The following is a 17497-nucleotide window of genomic DNA, read 5'->3' on the forward strand; positions in this document are numbered from 1 at the left end:
TAAAACAAAGATACTTTTTATACTTTTATACTTTGAAAAAAAACAGCAATTTTTCAATTATTCTTAAAAAACAATTGCTCTTCTAAAAAAATAATATGAAAATCCATTATATCTCTGAGAACAACAGTGTGTTAAATCATTTTTTAGGCCAAATCCGAAATGTAAATGTTCAAAACGACAGTATGCGTTTTCGTAGAAATATTGAGCGCATTGGAGAAATTATGGCTTATGAATTAAGCAAAATTTTGCCTTATAAAAAAGTCGAAATTCAGACGCCTCTAGGAATTAAGAGCACCACAGAAATTGATGCCGATTTGGTATTATGCCCAATTTTAAGAGCTGGATTACCACTTCACAATGGGTTTTTAAATTATTTTGATCATGCCGAAAACAGCTTTGTGTCTGCCTGCAGATATCATCCAAATAATGACGACGAATTTGAAATTCGAGTTGAATATCAAGCTATTTCAGATTTAAATAATAAGACTGTTCTGCTTCTTGACCCAATGCTGGCAACTGGACAATCAATTGTTGCTGTTCATAAAAAATTAGTAGAAAATGCAACTCCAACAGAAATACATATTGTTGTTGTTATTGCTGCTCCAGAAGGAATTGCTTACCTAGAAAAAAATCTTCCAGAAAACTGCCACTTATGGGTTGCTTCTTTAGACGAAAAACTAAACGAAAAAAACTACATTGTTCCAGGACTTGGCGACGCTGGCGATCTTGCTTACGGAAGCAAATTATAACTGAGAGAAAAAAGTAAATAAACTACACACAATCAAGGTATAATATACAATTTCGTTGTTCAATTTCTGCTGTACATATTCGACATGACTTGCTGCCATTATTGTTAATGGCGCAATACTGAACAATAATAAATCGTTACTTTTATTTGGCGAAATAATGTAAACAAATACTGCTATAAAAAAACAAGCTACAATTTTCTTGTATGAAGAATGTACAATTTGTGGTCTGTTTGACAGCGTCATTAGCATGGAAGTAACAAAAAATAGCGCTACAGCTGTGTATATAGAAAGTGCTGCGTTTTCGTAATTATTCTTAAAATAATCTATTCTAAAATCGACTACAGCTCTTTCTTGAATGAAAGTTAAAGCATCAATATTTAAAATTAATGATGTCATGTAGAACAAAATTATTACGGCCAAAAGTGCTATAAAAGGCAAAACCCAGTTTCTATAATCTCTTGAAACGTGAAAAATAATAGAGATATAAACCAATATGATAAAGAGAATACTCCAAAATTGAAATAAAGAAGCTACAAAAATCCAAAATGCAGCATCAAATATTTTTTCTTTTGATGCTTTAAGAGATTGCAGCGAAACTAATCTTCGAAGCGCCAATAAAATGAAAAAATTGGCATAGATAACATTGGAGTCATTAAAGATTGTTGGAAAAAATAAAATAAACAACAAGTAGAAAAGTATCGCGTAACCGTTGTCTTTACTAAGTCCGTTCTTTTTTACGATAAAATTAATCATAAAAAAAGAAGCCAAAATAAAGCACAACAAACTCACTTTTTGAAAAGCCAAAAAATAAGAAGTAACCCAAGATGGGTCTTTAATTTGGAACATAAAAAAGAAAACCAGTATTAAAATTACAACCAATGAATAATTTAATGGTGTAGATTTTTTAAAAACACTTGTTATCATAAGGATATTTTATACTTTTGTGATTGTAAAGATAATACTTGTTTAAAAGGAAAAACCTAACAAGTTGAAAAAAAGATTTGGTTTACCGAATTTTATCTTCAAGGCATTACACAACAATAAATAACATATAATTTTTAAAATTATGACAGCTTTTTTTGAAGGAATTCAATACCTATTTGTTAACATTTTGTTTGCTCCTCTTGACTTTTTACGTCATTTAGAATTAATTACTTGGTTTGGTGCAAACACTATTAACTGGATTTTTATGATCATCTGTGCATGCGCAATCGTTTATTGGATTAAACAATTACGTATTTTTGATGACGCTGGAACAGAAAACCAAGATACAACGGCTCATTCATTTTTAAAATAAAAAACCAAACCCTTTAATTAAAAAGGGCTGGTGAATTTATTTTTAGATTAAATCGAAACCGATATCTTTTCTAAAATACATCTTATCAAAGCTTAGTTTATCTATGTTTTGGTAAGATTTTTTTATGGCCTCCTGGAAATTATCTCCATAAGAAGTTACAGCAATTACACGTCCTCCATTAGTAACGACATTTTCTCCATCTAATTTTGTTCCTGCGTGAAAAACTATAGAATCTGTAACATTTTCTAAACCTGTAATTACTTTTCCTTTTTCGAAATCTTCAGGATAACCGCCAGAAACAACCATAATTGTAGTCGCACTTCTCGGATCAACTTCTAAAGTAAATTCGTCTAATTTTTGATCAGCAACTGCTAAAAACAATTCAACCAAATCCGATTTTAATCTAGGAACCACAACTTCAGTTTCTGGATCTCCCATTCTAACGTTGTACTCAATAACGATAGGTTCGTTTTTAACATTAATCAAACCAATAAATACGAATCCTTTATATTCGATTCCGTCTTTTTGGAAACCTTCGATTGTTGGTTTTACAATACGTGTTTCAATTTTTTCCATTAAAACAGCGTCAACATAAGGAACTGGAGAAACTGCTCCCATTCCGCCTGTGTTTAAACCTGTATCTCCTTCTCCAATTCTTTTGTAGTCTTTTGCCGTTGGAAGAATTTTATAGCTTTTTCCGTCAGTTAAAACGAAACAGCTTAATTCGATTCCGTCCAAGAATTCTTCGATAACAACTTTTGCACTTGCTGTTCCAAATTTTGCATGAACCAACATATTTCTCAATTCTGTTTTTGCTTCTTCAAGATCTTGAATAATCAAAACACCTTTTCCAGCTGCTAATCCATCTGCTTTTAAAACATAAGGCGGCTGTAATGTTTCTAAAAACTCACATCCTTTTTCAACTGTTTCAGCAGTGAAACTATCATAAGCTGCAGTTGGAATATTATGTTTCATCAAGAATTCTTTTGCAAATTCTTTACTTCCTTCTAATTGAGCACCCAATTTTGATGGTCCAATAACCGGAATATGTTTTAAACTTTCGTCGTTTTTAAAATAATCGTAAACTCCTTTTACCAACGGATCTTCTGGCCCTACGACTACTAAACTTATATTTTCTTTAAGCACTAATGCCTTTACTGCTTCAAAATCAGTTGGAGATATTGCAACGTTTTCAGCAATTGCAGCAGTTCCCGCATTTCCAGGTACTACAAAAAGTTTTTCGCAAAGCGGACTCTGAGTCATTTTCCACGCAAATGCATGTTCTCTTCCGCCTGATCCCAATAGTAAAATTGTCATGGTGTAGTTGTATTTAGTTGTGGTACAAAAATACTTGCTTTTGTACGTAAAAAATAATTAAATCTTTAAAAAGTTGTTGAATCATTTCGAAACATTATTTTTGACGAAAATTATTCTGAAAAATGATTCGCCTTTTTGATATTTCGCTAAAATTAAATGGTTTTCCTATAGAGAAAGCCAAAGACGAATTGGATAAAATTGTTCATTTTTCTGAAGAAGAATTTGCTTCGTTTCTTCAAAACAAAAAAGCAGAAATTGTTGATTTTCATTTAAAAAACAACCCTTTTTACAAAGAGTTAGCAGGAAATACAACCGCACAAAATTGGGAAAATCTTCCTATTTTAAATAAACAGAATTTACAAAAACCTCTGGAAGAAAGACTTTCAAAAGGTTATTTTAAAAAATCTGTTTACCTCAACAAAACTTCTGGATCAAGCGGAACTCCTTTTGTTTTTGCTAAAGATAAATATTCACATGCTTTAACTTGGGCTTCCAACATTATGCGCTTTGGTTGGTTTGGAATTGATTTTAACCATTCGTATCAGGCACGTTTTTACGGAATTCCAATGGATTTTATTGGATATCAAAAAGAACGTTTCAAAGATTTTTTGAGTCATCGTTATCGTTTTCCCGTTTTTGATTTGTCTGATGAAGTGTTGGAAAAATTTCTACAAAAATTCAAAACCGCAAAATTCGATTACCTCAACGGATATACCAGTTCTATTGTTTTGTTTGCCAAATATTTGGAAAAGAAAAATATTGTTTTAAAAGATATTTGTCCAACTTTAAAAGCTTGCTTTGTTACTTCGGAAATGCTTTTTGAATCGGACAAAAAGCTTTTAGAAAAGCAATTTGGCATTCCGATTATCAGTGAATATGGCGCGTCTGAATTGGATTTGATTGCTTTTGAAAATCCAAAAGGCGAGTGGCAAGTTAATGCTGAAACCCTTTTTGTCGAAATTTTGGATGAAAACAATAATCCTGTTCCACATGGAACAGAAGGAAAAATTGTGATTACTTCTTTATACAACAAAGCAAATCCTTTTATACGATACGAAATTGGCGACATTGGAATTTTGGACGAAAAAAGTACACCTCAAAAACCAATTCTTAAAAAATTAATTGGAAGAACCAATGATGTTGCCATTTTGCCAAGCGGCAAAAAATCTCCAGGTTTGACCTTTTATTATGTAACCAAAAGCATTATTGAAGATGATGGAAACGTAAAAGAATTCATTATCAAACAAACTAAAATTGATACTTTTGAAATTGAATATATCTCTGAAAATGAATTAGTTTCAGAACAAATTCAAAAAATAAAAGAAGCTATTGATTTATATTTAGAACGTAATTTAAACTTCACTTTTACAAGAAAAAATGTTTTAGAAAGAACCAATCGAGGGAAATTAAAACAATTTAAATCTTATTTATAAAAAATAAATAAAATCTTACATTTGTTTTTTAATTAAAAACTTATGGAAAATCAATCTCTTCTTTCTGAAGAAACAATTTCTAGTAAAATATATTTTATCCGTGGTCAAAAAGTGATGCTTGATGGAGATTTAGCTTTACTTTATGGCGTAGAAACTAAAAGGTTAAATGAACAGGTAAAAAGAAATTTATCCAGATTTCCCGACGATTTCATGTTTCAACTTAATGATAATGAACATAATTCTCTAAGGTCGCAAATTGCGACCTTAAAGAAAGGAAGAGGAGAACATCAAAAATATTTACCGTTTGCTTTTACAGAGCATGGTGTATTAATGCTATCAAGTGTCTTAAAAAGCGATAAAGCCATTCAAACCAATATTCAAATTATGCGGATTTTCACCAAAGTAAGACAAATGCTTTTGGATACAACCGAAATTAAAGTTGATATTCTTCAGATTCAGAAGAAGTTAGAAAATCACGATAAAAATATAGAATTGGTGTTTTCTTACTTGGATGAACTAACTGAGAAAAAGGAAAATGATGAAGAAAGAGTAAAAATTGGATATAAAAAGTAATTTTTCAAGGTCGCAAATTGCGACCTTGAAAGATTTTAAATCTTCTTTATATATTTTGATTTGATTATCAACTGAGTAAACAAAAACCTAATCATCAATAAAACAGAAAACACAAAATTATATCTGTGGAATTCTCTATAAACTCCAAAATTATGTTTGATCAATTTAAATTTTGAAGAGGAAACAGAATCTTTTCTAATTCTGTAAAAAGCCAAAGATTCTGGAACTGGTTTTGCTATTTTAATTTGTTTTAAAATCGTAAGCCATATTCTCCAATCTTGTCTTTTTTGTGACGTTTCAAGAATAATTTTCCCAAAATAATCTGCGTCATAAATAGCTGTTAGATTGCCTACATAATTGCAGAAAAACAATTGTTTATAAGTCAACGGATTTGGGGATTCAACTCTCCTATTCAAATCATTTCCTTCTTCATCAATAGAATCGTAAAAGCTAAAAGTAAAATGTAAATTATTTGCTTTTAAAAACTGAATCTGTTTTTCTAATTTTTCAGGAAACCATAAATCATCAGCGTCTAAATAGGCAATATATTTTCCTGTGGCTTTTTCTAAAGCGGCGTTTCTGGCAAAACCATTTCCGCGATTTTTTGGTAGTTTAAAAAGCTTTATTCGGCTGTCTTTTTTTACAAATTCTTCAATTATAGCAACCGTATTATCGGTAGAAGCATCATCAACCAAAATCATTTCCCAGTTTGTATAGGTTTGATTTTGAGCTGACTCTATTGTTGATCTAATGAACTTTTCAGTATTATATGTTGGAGTTAAAATAGATACTAAATCGTTCATTAGAATTGAATGTCTTTCAAAGTTAAATGTTATTTAATGTAGCTTGAAAAATCTTTATGTTCTTCTTTAGCAAGTTCTTCAGGAGATAATGATTTGAAATACTCATAGGTAATTTTCATTCCCTCTGCACGGTTTACTTTTGCTTCCCAACCTAACAATTCTTTTGCTTTTGTGGTATCTGGCTGACGCTGTAATGGATCGTTTATTGGCAATGGATGATAAACCACTTTCTGATTTGTTCCTGTCAGTTTTATGATTTCTTCTGCAAAATCTTTAATTGTAATCTCATCTGGATTTCCAATATTTACAGGATACACATAATCTGAATGCAACAATCTGTAAATACCTTCAACTTGGTCATCAACATAACAGAAAGAACGCGTTTGCATACCGTCTCCAAAAATTGTTAAATCTTCTCCGCGAAGTGCTTGTCCGATAAAAGCTGGAATTACACGTCCGTCGTTTAATCGCATTCTTGGTCCGTAAGTATTAAAAATACGAACGATTCTAGTTTCTACGCCATGAAAAGTATGGTACGCCATTGTTATAGATTCCTGAAAACGTTTTGCCTCGTCATAAACACCACGCGGGCCAATTGTATTAACGTTTCCGTAATATTCTTCTGTTTGCGGATGCACCAAAGGATCTCCGTAAACTTCTGATGTTGATGCAATCAAAATTCTGGCTTTTTTTACTCTCGCCAATCCAAGTAGATTATGAGTTCCTAAAGATCCTACTTTCAAAGTCTGAATCGGAATTTTTAAATAATCAATTGGGCTTGCCGGCGAAGCAAAATGCAATATATAGTCTAAATCTCCAGGAACATGAACAAACTTAGTAATATCATGATGATAAAATTCAAAGTTTTCTAGTTTGAATAAATGTTCAATATTTTTAAGATCTCCCGTAATCAGATTATCCATTCCGATTACAAAATAACCTTCTTTGATAAATCTGTCACATAAATGCGATCCTAAAAAACCTGCCGCTCCGGTGATAAGTATTCTTTTCATATTATACTGATTGTTCTCTATAAATAGATTCGAGAACCTTTATTTTTCTATAAATATTATGGTGCTTTTCAAATGTCTCTTTTGCATTTTTTGAAAACTCATTATATAGTTTTTCATCTTGAAGTAAAAGATTAATTTTTTTACTAAACTCTACAGTATTATTTTCCTCAATGCAATAACCGTTATAATCATTCACAATCAAATCCCTGTTTCCATCACAATCTGAAACTACACTTGGAATTGACAATGCCAAACTCTCAATAACTGAATAAGGAAGTCCTTCGTATCTGGCTGTTGATAGATATAATTTTGATTTACTTATGATGTTTAAAACATCTTCCCTTGTTGTCCAATTTAATAAAGTAACTTTATTTTTTAAATTGAATTTTTCTATTAAATCTTCAACTTGTCTTATATGATCTGAATGATGTCCTAATCCTAAAATTACCAAATGTACATCAACAATTTTATTAAGTTCATATAAAACTTCAATCAATTCTTCAATATTTTTTTGATAACAAGGTCTTCCTACTGTACATAAATATTGATCAGGCCATGTTTTCGGTATAGATAAATTGTAAATTTTTTCTATTGGTTCTATTGCATTGTTAAACAGATCTGTTTTAGATTTTGCAAAACCAACCTCATTTACTGCTCTGTTTAATTCGGATTGAGAAGAGGCCACTAAAACCGTTTTTCCTTTGGAAAGCATTTTTTCAATTTTCAAAAAAAACAATCTTTTAGTTTTACTTTCTGTGCTTAAAAAAGAAAATGCTTGAGGTGTATGTAAGACTTTTATTCCTGTTAAGAAACCGACTATCCTTCCAATCACACCACCTTTTGTACTATGTGAATGAATTAAATCTGGTTTTTCTTTACGAATAATTTTCCATGCTTTTAAAATTGCCTGCAAATCATATCTAAAAGATATTTCTCGATATATAGGAAGTCTATAGCAACCTATTGGTTTAGCATCTTTGTCTACAAATTCATTTTTAGTATCAGAATCGCCATGAATCACTATATTCTCAAAATCCTGGGTATCTAAATTATGAAGTATCTGTCTTAGAGAAACATCAACCCCTCCTACTGAATGTAAAATATGCGCAACTTTAATTTTATTCATCTTCTTTTCTCTGAAGCAAAATTAGTGTAAATATACCAAACAAATAACAACCAAATTGTCTGTAAAATATGTTCTCTACAATAAAAAAAAGTAGAAAAGCAATCACTATTGCAATTTTAAAAAAATCTAGTCGTAATTCTAAAAATAATACAACAAAAATTGCTGTGAATAAAAGAAAAGCGATGATTCCCCCAACTAAATAAAAATCAATGAACTGATTATGGGTGTTAAATTTTTCTGATAAAAAATATTCTCTTTTCGATTGATTTTTGATACTTGATGCATAGCAATCAAGTAAATTATTCTTTATTTTTTGATATCCGTCAAAACCCGTTAAAAAACTAAAATCATCTTGTTTTGTCATTTTGTAAGCACAATTCCAAATTACAATTCTGGGTTCATAATCAGAGGCTTCTTGCAATGATTTTTCTAAATTATTTTTTATAAAAAATCTTTCTCCAATATTTTTGTTTGACATAACCATAACCACAAACAAAAGTGCCAACCCAAATGCATATAGAATTTTTTTATACCATTTTGTTTTAAAATAAAATATAAAATATACTCCCGCAATTGCAAAAACTGTAATAATTGAAATTCTGGCTGAAATCAATAAAATAAATCCCAGTAAGACAACAGAATTGAAACTATAAAGTTTACACCATTTTGAGGTAGTTATTGCTTTTTCTATGGATAATAAGAATCCGAGTACAGCAATAAATCCAATATATGGACGCTCCAAAAGCAATAATTTGTTTACCTCAGCTGTATTAGAAAAAGGCAGAATTCTTGTTTGAAAATAATATATTCCTATAAGAAACAATGAAATTAAAACACAGGCATCAATACCTATTAAAACCACTATCTTTAATATTTTTATATCTTTTATTTTAGACAATAAAATCGAAATCCAAACTGTTAATAATAATCCTTTATAAACTCTAAAATCAAAGGATAAATTGCCATACAATGCAGATTTGATTATTAAATAAAACATTAAAATCAGCAAAATACTTTTTGAATAAGAGTTGGATTTAAATGCTTTAATTTCAAAGTTTATCAAAAACAAAATGGTCAACAATATAAGACCAAGGTTAGGTAATGCTTTTGAAAAGAAAAGCACCAGAATCATAAAATATGCTGTATAATTATATATGTTCTTCTGTATTAAGATTTTCATTTTTTTATCTTTTTTAGGAACAAAATAAAACTATATGGAAGAATTAATAGTATATAATTTCTTATAAGCCCGTAAATTGGATAAAAACCAAAATAAAAGTTTTCCTTTATAATTTTAATTCTACATCTTACTTGTTGTTTTCTTTTTTGTATTGAAATACCTTTTTCGTTAATCTCAATTTGTGTGAGATATTCACTAATATTAGCCAATTTAAATGATTTTGAAATGGCAAAGAAAAAAGCATAATCTTCAGCTGATTTATAATTAAGAGAGTACATTCCGACCGTTTTTAATATTTCACAAGAAAAAGTAACAGCTGGATGAATAAGCATCGAATTGAAATACATTTTTTTCTTTATATCTCTATCTTTCAATGGTAAATCGATCGAATATAAAAAATTATCATTATTATCAACAGCCAAAACATTGGAACCTACTATTTTAATATCTGGATGAACTTCTAAAAAGTCTTTTTGAATAGCAAACCTTTTTCCCAGACAAATATCTCCGCAGTCTAATCTGGCGATATATTTATATCCTTTTTCTAAAATAATTTTTAAACCTGTATTTAATGCTGTTTCAATTCCTTTGTTCTGTGGTAAATATTCAAAAAATACTTTTCCTTTTGCTTTAAAGCTATTCACAGCTCTATTCTCATCAAATTTATTCACACTGCCATCATCAACAATCAAAACATCTAATTCATCATCTTCATCAATGGATTGAATGGATTTCATTAATCCATCAGAATTATTATAATACGGTATTAAAAGAATGAGATTATTCATTTTTTAAAATTAACGGTTTATATCGCATTCTAATTAAAATTGCCAAACAGAGCCAAACTCCATAAATTCTAAAAGTATCTATCTGAAGCCAGTTAATGTAGAGTCCTAAAAGCGAAATTAAAGCAATCATTAAAATAACTTTTTCTTCATCTTTTGCCTTTTTCATTAAAAGCTTAATTTCATTTAGAGAAAAATAAAGCAGCATTAAAAATAAAGCAATTCCAACTAAACCTGTTTCTGCAAGGAGTCTTGTGTAAAGATTATATCCCGGTGGAAATGCTTTTTCCTTTTTATTCTTATAATGCAATTCGAACTCGTAATTATTTCTTGTTGCCCAAGAAGGATAATGAGTTCTATTATGGTAAGCCTGCTGTCCAAACCCAACTCCTGTAATTGGATTTTCTGAAAAAACCTGCAATGCAGCATACTGCATTCCGAATCGGGACTGATTGGATACGTTTTTGGTTAAATTTTTTTGAAAGTTTAATGAATCCATTTTCTCGGTGACCGAATGAATTACTTTTTCCCCTTTAAAAATAAGCAAAACTGAAAAAACAACTAAAAATATCACTAAAAAATTGATAACGTATTTCTTAAATCTCACGTCCTTATATAAGAAAATTAAAAAAACAAATCCTTGAAAAAATATCACGATTAATCCTGTGCGTGATCCTGAAAAGTAAGTCAGAACAAAAACAGCAAACGTTGGCAAAAACCTTGTTAGTCTTTTGCTTGTGAGAATATAACTGAACATCCAGCCAGAAATCGTAATAAGATAAATAGCTAAAAAAGGCGGTTCGTAAGTTATTGTCGAAATTCTGCCTTCTGGATGAAGATTAACCTCTAAGAAAGGGAAATAATTAAATCCTTTTAGAATTGGATATAAAAACACATATCCAAAAATGGAGATTAAAATTTCGAAAAAACCATATATAGAAGCTACAATTAAAGAATAAAGAAACACTTTCCGTATTTTAGAAAGTGCTTCTTTCAGTTCCATTTTAGCTAAAACGTTGATATAGAAAATAAAAAATACAAAAGCAGAAATAAGCAAAGCAAAATATTGTCGTATAAACCTATTTGTACCACTTATACTCTTAAAATAATTAGAACTAACCGAAGATGCATTTAATATTGTTGTTATTAAACACCAGATTATAAACAACATTACAAGCTGAAAAAGAAAATTTTTGTACGGAAAAATTATTCTTTTTGTTAAAGAGGTATTTATAAGTAAAAATAAAAATCCGGCAAATAAAAAAAGCGCTCCAGATTCTGTTTTAAATTCTCCCAAAAATGATATTCCTTCATAACTATTAAATGGAAAAAAGAAAAGACCTAAGAAAAATAATATATTATATGTTTTTGCAAGCACTATCAGCGTTTTTTTGTCAATTTATTTATCTTTCTTATTGTTTCCGAAATCTTTGGATGATACACTAATTGAATGCTTAAAATTAATAAAACCAATAAAAAGGATTCTTTTTTAATGATAATTTTTAATGCTATTCTTTCATACAACCCTTTGTCTTGAAGAATTTCTTCATTATATTTTTTTGATAATTCATATACTTTTTCATGAAAAACCATATTCTTTATATAGTTCCATTTTGTTTTGAATTGAATTTTTAATACTGAACATTTATATACTAAATAAAAAACTCTTTGAACAAATCTAATCGCTTTTAGTTTCTCCAATTCATCATCTGAAATGCTCAAATCGTATTCTTTTTTATAATCAAAATAGTATTTTTCAAGAGCTTTATAAAAATAATCATTTTCAATAGTCTTTCTTGATTTACTATTTGCTACATCTCTGTAATAATAACCAGCATAATCGATAAATAAAACTTTCTCCGCTTTATTAAAAGACTTAATATTAAACATATTGTCTTCTTCAATTACTCTGTTACCAGGAAAACGAATATTATTTTCGAAAACAAAAGTTCTCTTGTAAATTTTATTCCAGACAGCAAATAAATCTTCTACTTTTAAAAGGTTTGGAAGAATTTGTTCCTGTATCATGTCTTTTGTAAATATTAAATTGGTACTAAAACCGTGATCTTTAATAATATACTTACCATCTCTTCCTAATATTGTTTTTGAAACTAAAATATCAAGATTGTTGTCTATCGCATTTTTATAGAGATTCTCAAAAAAATCTATTTTAACAAAATCATCGTTGTCCAAAAATCCAATATATTGTCCTGAAGCTATTTCTATTCCAGCATTTCTAGCTTCAGCAATTCCTTTGTTTTTTTGACTAATTAGATTTATTCGATTATCTTCTTCTTGATACTTTTGAATTATTTCTAAACTGTTATCTGTAGATCCATCATTTACAAAAATAAATTCACAATCTACAAGCGTCTGACTTAAAAGTGACTTTATACAATCATGCAAGTAATCTTTTGCATTGTAAACCGGAATAACAACACTTACCTTAATTATTGTCATAACTGTAGTTTTCTTTCAAAATCAAACTTGTTTCTTTATATGCAAAATACCACATACCTAAAACAATAAATATCTGAATGATTATTAAAGTAATTGCGGTTCCTTTTTCCTGATATAAATATGTTAGTATAAAATTAATAGTAAAATTTAGAATTGTAGCCAATGCAATTACTCTAAAATAAAATATGTCTTTACCTAAATTTAAAAGAATCTGTTTACCAAACATGGTGTCTAAAAACGATAATAGTGGTATAAGGATTATTATTCTAAATAACAGCACAGACGGAAGCATTTCTTTACCATAAATAATAGAAATTATTTGCTCTGCAAAGCAAAAACAAATAATAACAATCAAAGAGAATATAATTGATCCAACTATCGTTATTTTTCTTATTTTTAGAATTGCTTTTAGCTTGTCTAAAGCCATTTCGGTTGAGATATATGGAAAAATAGCGTTTGAAACTGGTGTTTGAAGATTACCTATTGCACGGGCTAGTTTCTCTGCTGCCGAAAAGTAACCTACTGCTTGATTTCCTGCAAAAATTCCTAAAATTAAGGTATTAGTATTGGTAAAAAGCGAAATTTTAAGCTCTGACAAAAACATAAATTTTGCTCTATTGAGCTGTTCTTTTATTCCTTTAACAGGCTGTAATTTAAAGCTAATCTTAAAATCTTTCCAAATATAAAACAATGACAAAATACCTGCAATCAGAAACCCTAAAGCATTAAAAACCGGAACTAAATAATAATCAGATTTTTTAGTTACAAAAACAAAAAGTGCAAGGGCAAATACTGTTTTAGTAATTAAATTTAAATATGTTACATACTTCATTTTTTGGATTCCGTGAAAAAACCAAACAGGAAAAATAGCCTGACCTAAAATAGATCCAAAGGAAAATAAATATATGTACCAGTATGCTCTAAAAATATCAAACAAGAAAACAATTCCCATCATTACAAAAAAACTTATACTTACCAGTATAAGTTTGGCAGACATTATTTGATTAAAAATCAAGATTTGTTTTTCGCGATTATTTATTGCTAATGAAATATCACGTGTACCAGTCGAATTAAATCCATATTCTGTTACAATTTGAAAATACGTTGCAAAAGCTAAGGAAAAAGACAAGAGTCCAAAATACTCAACTCCTACAACTCTTATTAAATAAGGGAAAGTAATTAATGGTAAAATAACATTTAAAGTCTGAAGAACAAAAAGATATACAAAATTCGAAGCTAAAATTTTGTGCTTTTTATATCGTTGAAATATATCAAAAATTAGCTTCAATATCTTTTGGTTTTAGAGTAAAAAGAAGGCTATACCTTTTTTTGAAGGAACAGCCTTAAAATATTAATTATATCATTAACAAAAACTACATTTTAACCCCTCTAACCATTTCAATTTGAGGATAAATAATTTCCTTTGTTAAAAAATACGGATCATAATCTTCGCCTTTTTTTATGAATGTTGCTGTACCGGCTGCTTCATCAAATTTTATAAAATCATTTGGCGTAAAATATTTTAAAATATCTTTCTGTTCAATTTTAAATACTCTTCCTTCAAAGCTTAATATAATTGAATTTATTGTAATTGGATTTTGCTCTTTATTTGAACTTATATCAAAACGAATGTCATTTGGTAAAATCCCCTCCGGAATACTAAATGTTATTTGTTGAGATTCAGCTTTTCCTTTTACACCGTTATATACAGTATTTTTAGCATCAAAATAAGAAATTGAAGGATCTTTGTAAAAAAGAATAAGTTCATCGTCTTTTTCAATTTTTAAATCTACAATCACATCAAAAGTATTGGCTTTTACTTCTTCAATTGGTTGTACTTCTTCTTTGTTTTTACAAGAAATAAATAATGTTAATAAAACTAAATTTATAAAAATCAACTGTTTTTTCATTTGCTCTTTTTTTTTTTGCAAAAATATATATTTACTATTTATGCTGAAATTTTTTTTGTTCGGTTCAATCCAAATTTAATTTTGAAAAATCTTATGCTTCTATCCTATAAACCGGCTAAATGCTTTTGTCTTTTATAAAATGATTTAAAAAATCCTAAGAAAATATATGCCAAAACAAATGTAATTGGTAGTAAAAATTTCAGATTACCATTGACAAATTTAACTAACTGTAAATTTAAAATGATATTATTTTCTTTTATAATCTTGTCAAAACCTATTAGCTCTACTCTCTGGATTGCTTGTTCATTTAATAAACCGTCTTTACTTTTAATAATATCGTTTAATTGTGTGTTTTCATTATAGTAGATCAATTTATCATTTTTTAAATTCCCTTTCGACGAATTTGATAAATTATTTAATATACCATCAATTTGTCTAATTATAGAATCTGTCTGCTGAATTTTCAATTCAACATTATGATATACTACTTTCTGAATTTTCGAATAATAATCTGAAGTATTTAAATATTTTAAAAGCGGTGTAGTTAAACTTTCCTCTGTAACTTTATGATTAGTAAATAAAAGTAAAGTTTGATAATTATAATTTTTACTTGTCACATTTTCCTCTAATACTTTTTTTATGTCACCATCTTCAGCCATCAATTTTATTAATTGAAAATTTTCAGGTTTATTCTGAATGAAATTATAAACGTCAGCAATAGGCTTTACTTCAATTAGTTTGAGATTTTTAGTGTCCGAAATCCCTACAACTTCTTTTAAGAAAAGAGTATCGTTCTCTTTGATTTTCGAGTTGATCAAATCGACCTTTGCATATAAATAATCTGCACTCCCAAAATTTGGCGCAACTATAATTTCGTGCCTATAACTTTTTTGATTTTGATCCAAAAAAATCCCAAGTCCAAAACCAACAACAACTAAAATCAAGACTATAACCCAATTTCGTATAAAGAATTGAATACTTCTAAAAATAGAAGTATTAATTCTAGCAAAAAAACTATTAACCTTCTTTGAAATCAGAAGTAAATCAATCTCTTGATCTTCTGTATTCTGCGGTACTTTTGTACTCATTTAAAAGCGCTATTATAAATTGAAAATCTGTTCTAAAATTTTAATGGTAATCAAATAAGTTGGTTTTACACCTGTTGTTCCTAATCCGCCTGAAGCCAAAGTGCTTCCTGTTTCTAAAGGATTATCTGAAGCATAATACGCATAACGAACTTTAATATCGTGTGGTACGCTTTTTCTAATTTTTGATGCCGACTGAATTGCTTTTTGGTAATAAGAACCTTCCATTTCTAGACCAATTACCCCCCAAGTCGATTCGTGGAAAAACTTCAATAAATCTCTATTTTGCAATGAAGTTCCTAAAACGGTAACCATCGCTCCTTCATAAATATCAATATCATTTCCTTCGAACATTGCACCAGTAAGTTCATTTTCAAAGAAATAATTATCAGCCGTTCCTTCGTTAATATGTGCAGACGGAATCATGATATCTCCTTTTCCACCTTCTAAAATTCCCGCTTTACCCATAATCGAAACCGATTTTACATTTAGTAAAGTTTCTTTTTTATATGGTTTTAAAAGTTCGTCGATTGTTTCATATGCCTGTTCGCCAAAAGCATAATCCATTACGATAATTACTGGTTTATCTTCCCCAACATTAGCGTGAGAAAAGGCTGTTTTTGACCAATCAATTTTAGCAGTATCAAAAATTTGAACATCGATATTAGTTCCTGAGCAATCTGGCAATGAAATCATTCCGTTTTTTAAAGCCAAATCTTCTACTTGAGATCTAATTTCTTTTGAACCAGAACTGCTTAATTCTTCATAAATAAAGAAATCTGTTTTTCCTTTATATTTTGTTTTTAACAATGGCGTTGCAAAAATCGAATTCATTACACTGTGCATGTTAGCACTAATGACATGAATTGGTCTTTTCAGCAAATCGTTTGCTTTAAGAACTTCTTTGATGTTTGTTGCCCAAATTTCTCCGTGAATATGGTGTCCCAGACGCTCACGTAAAACTGGGCTAAAAGTAATTGTACGTTTATTATTTTCAACAATTTCTTCGATTGCTAATTTTCCTAACCAATAAATAACGTGCAAGAAGCGATCTGGCGCAGTTTCTGAACCAAATGCGTCGTAAATGTCTAAAACCTCTTCAAAAGTTCTTGCCAAAATATTCGCAACGTGAGAAATCGCTTTTTCTTTTTCTACCAAAGTAAGCTTTTTGGTCTGCATAACAGCTTGTTCCAGTTTCTGCCAATCGCGAGAAACCTCTCCTCCATCGTCTATTAAAACTCTATTTTTAATTTTATGAGATTCAATGAAAATGAAAGTCAAGTGGGTTAGAATATCGTAAATGTCTGAACGTCCACGCGTGATTTCGACATTCATTTGCTCTTCGTCGATTCTATAGCAGTTTCTTCTTCTTTTTGGAGGAACAATTGCCTGGAAATGCGATTTAGAATATCCTTCGTCTGAAGTTAAATTGATAAAACGGCATTGCTCAATTCCTACCGGAAGACGCTCAATAACGTAGAGAAGTCCGTTAAGTTCTACTTTTTCTTCGGCAATATTCCCGTAAATCTCAGGACGTAATGCCAATAATGATTCTCTTAAACTATCGCCCGAAACTCCCATTGGTTTGTAAAAACCACGGTTGAATAAATGGCGCATTGTAATGTACATTTTTTCTATCGCCGCAGAAGATTCCTGCGCTCTAGATCTTGATATATGTTTAGTTTCTTTCATGTCTTTTTATTTAAAAAATCAACTCTCTTTTTAAAGAAGATTCGAATATTTCGAAAGGCGAAAGTAGGAATTAT

General features: G+C 29.4%; 17 protein-coding genes. 4 read left to right on the top strand and 13 right to left on the bottom strand.

The features are described from left to right. Positions 1-95: 95 nt before the first annotated feature. The gene (gene upp, locus NCC77_RS05100) at positions 96-749 is read left to right on the top strand and encodes a uracil phosphoribosyltransferase (protein ID WP_250834621.1); all 654 of its coding nucleotides are present in this window, start codon (positions 96-98) and stop codon (positions 747-749) included. On the opposite strand, the gene NCC77_RS05105 is transcribed toward upp, so the two are convergent. Continuing rightward, positions 744-1673, bottom strand: coding sequence for a DUF6427 family protein (locus NCC77_RS05105; protein ID WP_250834622.1), 930 nt, complete (start codon positions 1671-1673; stop codon positions 744-746). The two genes, upp and NCC77_RS05105, sit on opposite strands and share 6 nt — an antisense overlap. A gap of 142 nt (positions 1674-1815) precedes the next feature. Between NCC77_RS05105 and NCC77_RS05110 the strand changes: the two genes are divergently transcribed. Beyond that, entirely contained in the window at positions 1816-2046 is a 231-nt protein-coding gene (locus NCC77_RS05110) for a DUF6341 family protein (protein ID WP_041519835.1), read from the top strand. A 42-nt stretch (positions 2047-2088) separates the two neighbouring features. On the opposite strand, the gene purD is transcribed toward NCC77_RS05110, so the two are convergent. After that, positions 2089-3363 (bottom strand): phosphoribosylamine--glycine ligase, encoded by a 1275-nt coding sequence (purD, locus tag NCC77_RS05115; RefSeq protein ID WP_250834623.1) that lies wholly within the window; start codon positions 3361-3363, stop codon positions 2089-2091. Between the two features lie 122 nt (positions 3364-3485). Here purD and NCC77_RS05120 point away from each other — a divergent pair, with 122 nt between their 5' ends. After that, positions 3486-4796, top strand: a complete 1311-nt coding sequence (locus NCC77_RS05120) for a phenylacetate--CoA ligase family protein (protein WP_250834624.1) — start codon at positions 3486-3488, stop codon at positions 4794-4796. A 42-nt stretch (positions 4797-4838) separates the two neighbouring features. Further along, positions 4839-5369 carry an ORF6N domain-containing protein gene (locus NCC77_RS05125; protein WP_250834625.1) on the top strand — a complete coding sequence of 177 codons (531 nt, stop codon included), beginning with the start codon at positions 4839-4841 and terminating at the stop codon, positions 5367-5369. 35 nt (positions 5370-5404) lie between these two features. Here NCC77_RS05125 and NCC77_RS05130 read toward each other — a convergent pair whose 3' ends face one another. The 11 genes from NCC77_RS05130 to NCC77_RS05180 form a co-directional block, all read right to left on the bottom strand. Beyond that, complete coding sequence (locus NCC77_RS05130) at positions 5405-6172, bottom strand: glycosyltransferase family 2 protein (protein WP_250834626.1); 768 nt, start codon at positions 6170-6172, stop codon at positions 5405-5407. A 29-nt stretch (positions 6173-6201) separates the two neighbouring features. Next, positions 6202-7185, bottom strand: coding sequence for a UDP-glucuronic acid decarboxylase family protein (locus tag NCC77_RS05135; protein ID WP_177211503.1), 984 nt, complete (start codon positions 7183-7185; stop codon positions 6202-6204). Position 7186: 1 nt separating this feature from the next. Beyond that, on the bottom strand, positions 7187-8311 hold the full coding sequence (locus tag NCC77_RS05140; RefSeq protein ID WP_250834627.1) for a glycosyltransferase: 1125 nt from the start codon (positions 8309-8311) through the stop codon (positions 7187-7189). After that, positions 8304-9491: an O-antigen ligase family protein gene (locus NCC77_RS05145; protein ID WP_250834628.1), complete on the bottom strand. Its 1188-nt coding sequence runs from the start codon at positions 9489-9491 to the stop codon at positions 8304-8306. Before NCC77_RS05145 ends, NCC77_RS05140 begins: the two co-directional genes overlap by 8 nt. Further along, positions 9488-10279: a glycosyltransferase gene (locus tag NCC77_RS05150; protein ID WP_250834629.1), complete on the bottom strand. Its 792-nt coding sequence runs from the start codon at positions 10277-10279 to the stop codon at positions 9488-9490. The genes NCC77_RS05145 and NCC77_RS05150 overlap by 4 nt, the downstream gene beginning before the upstream one ends. Further along, entirely contained in the window at positions 10272-11279 is a 1008-nt protein-coding gene (locus NCC77_RS05155) for an O-antigen ligase family protein (RefSeq protein ID WP_250834630.1), read from the bottom strand. Before NCC77_RS05155 ends, NCC77_RS05150 begins: the two co-directional genes overlap by 8 nt. A 377-nt stretch (positions 11280-11656) precedes the next feature. Then, the gene (locus NCC77_RS05160; RefSeq protein WP_250834631.1) at positions 11657-12736 is read right to left on the bottom strand and encodes a glycosyltransferase; all 1080 of its coding nucleotides are present in this window, start codon (positions 12734-12736) and stop codon (positions 11657-11659) included. Continuing rightward, positions 12723-14024 carry a flippase gene (locus tag NCC77_RS05165; RefSeq protein ID WP_250834632.1) on the bottom strand — a complete coding sequence of 434 codons (1302 nt, stop codon included), beginning with the start codon at positions 14022-14024 and terminating at the stop codon, positions 12723-12725. Before NCC77_RS05165 ends, NCC77_RS05160 begins: the two co-directional genes overlap by 14 nt. A gap of 85 nt (positions 14025-14109) precedes the next feature. Next, positions 14110-14646, bottom strand: a complete 537-nt coding sequence (locus NCC77_RS05170) for a hypothetical protein (protein WP_250834633.1) — start codon at positions 14644-14646, stop codon at positions 14110-14112. A 104-nt stretch (positions 14647-14750) separates the two neighbouring features. After that, the gene (locus tag NCC77_RS05175; protein WP_250834634.1) at positions 14751-15734 is read right to left on the bottom strand and encodes a hypothetical protein; all 984 of its coding nucleotides are present in this window, start codon (positions 15732-15734) and stop codon (positions 14751-14753) included. Between the two features lie 12 nt (positions 15735-15746). Next, positions 15747-17423: a DUF6909 family protein gene (locus tag NCC77_RS05180; RefSeq protein ID WP_250834635.1), complete on the bottom strand. Its 1677-nt coding sequence runs from the start codon at positions 17421-17423 to the stop codon at positions 15747-15749. Between the last annotated feature and the right edge of the window lie 74 nt (positions 17424-17497).

The organism is Flavobacterium tyrosinilyticum, from assembly GCF_023656565.1.
Lineage (GTDB): Bacteria > Bacteroidota > Bacteroidia > Flavobacteriales > Flavobacteriaceae > Flavobacterium > Flavobacterium tyrosinilyticum.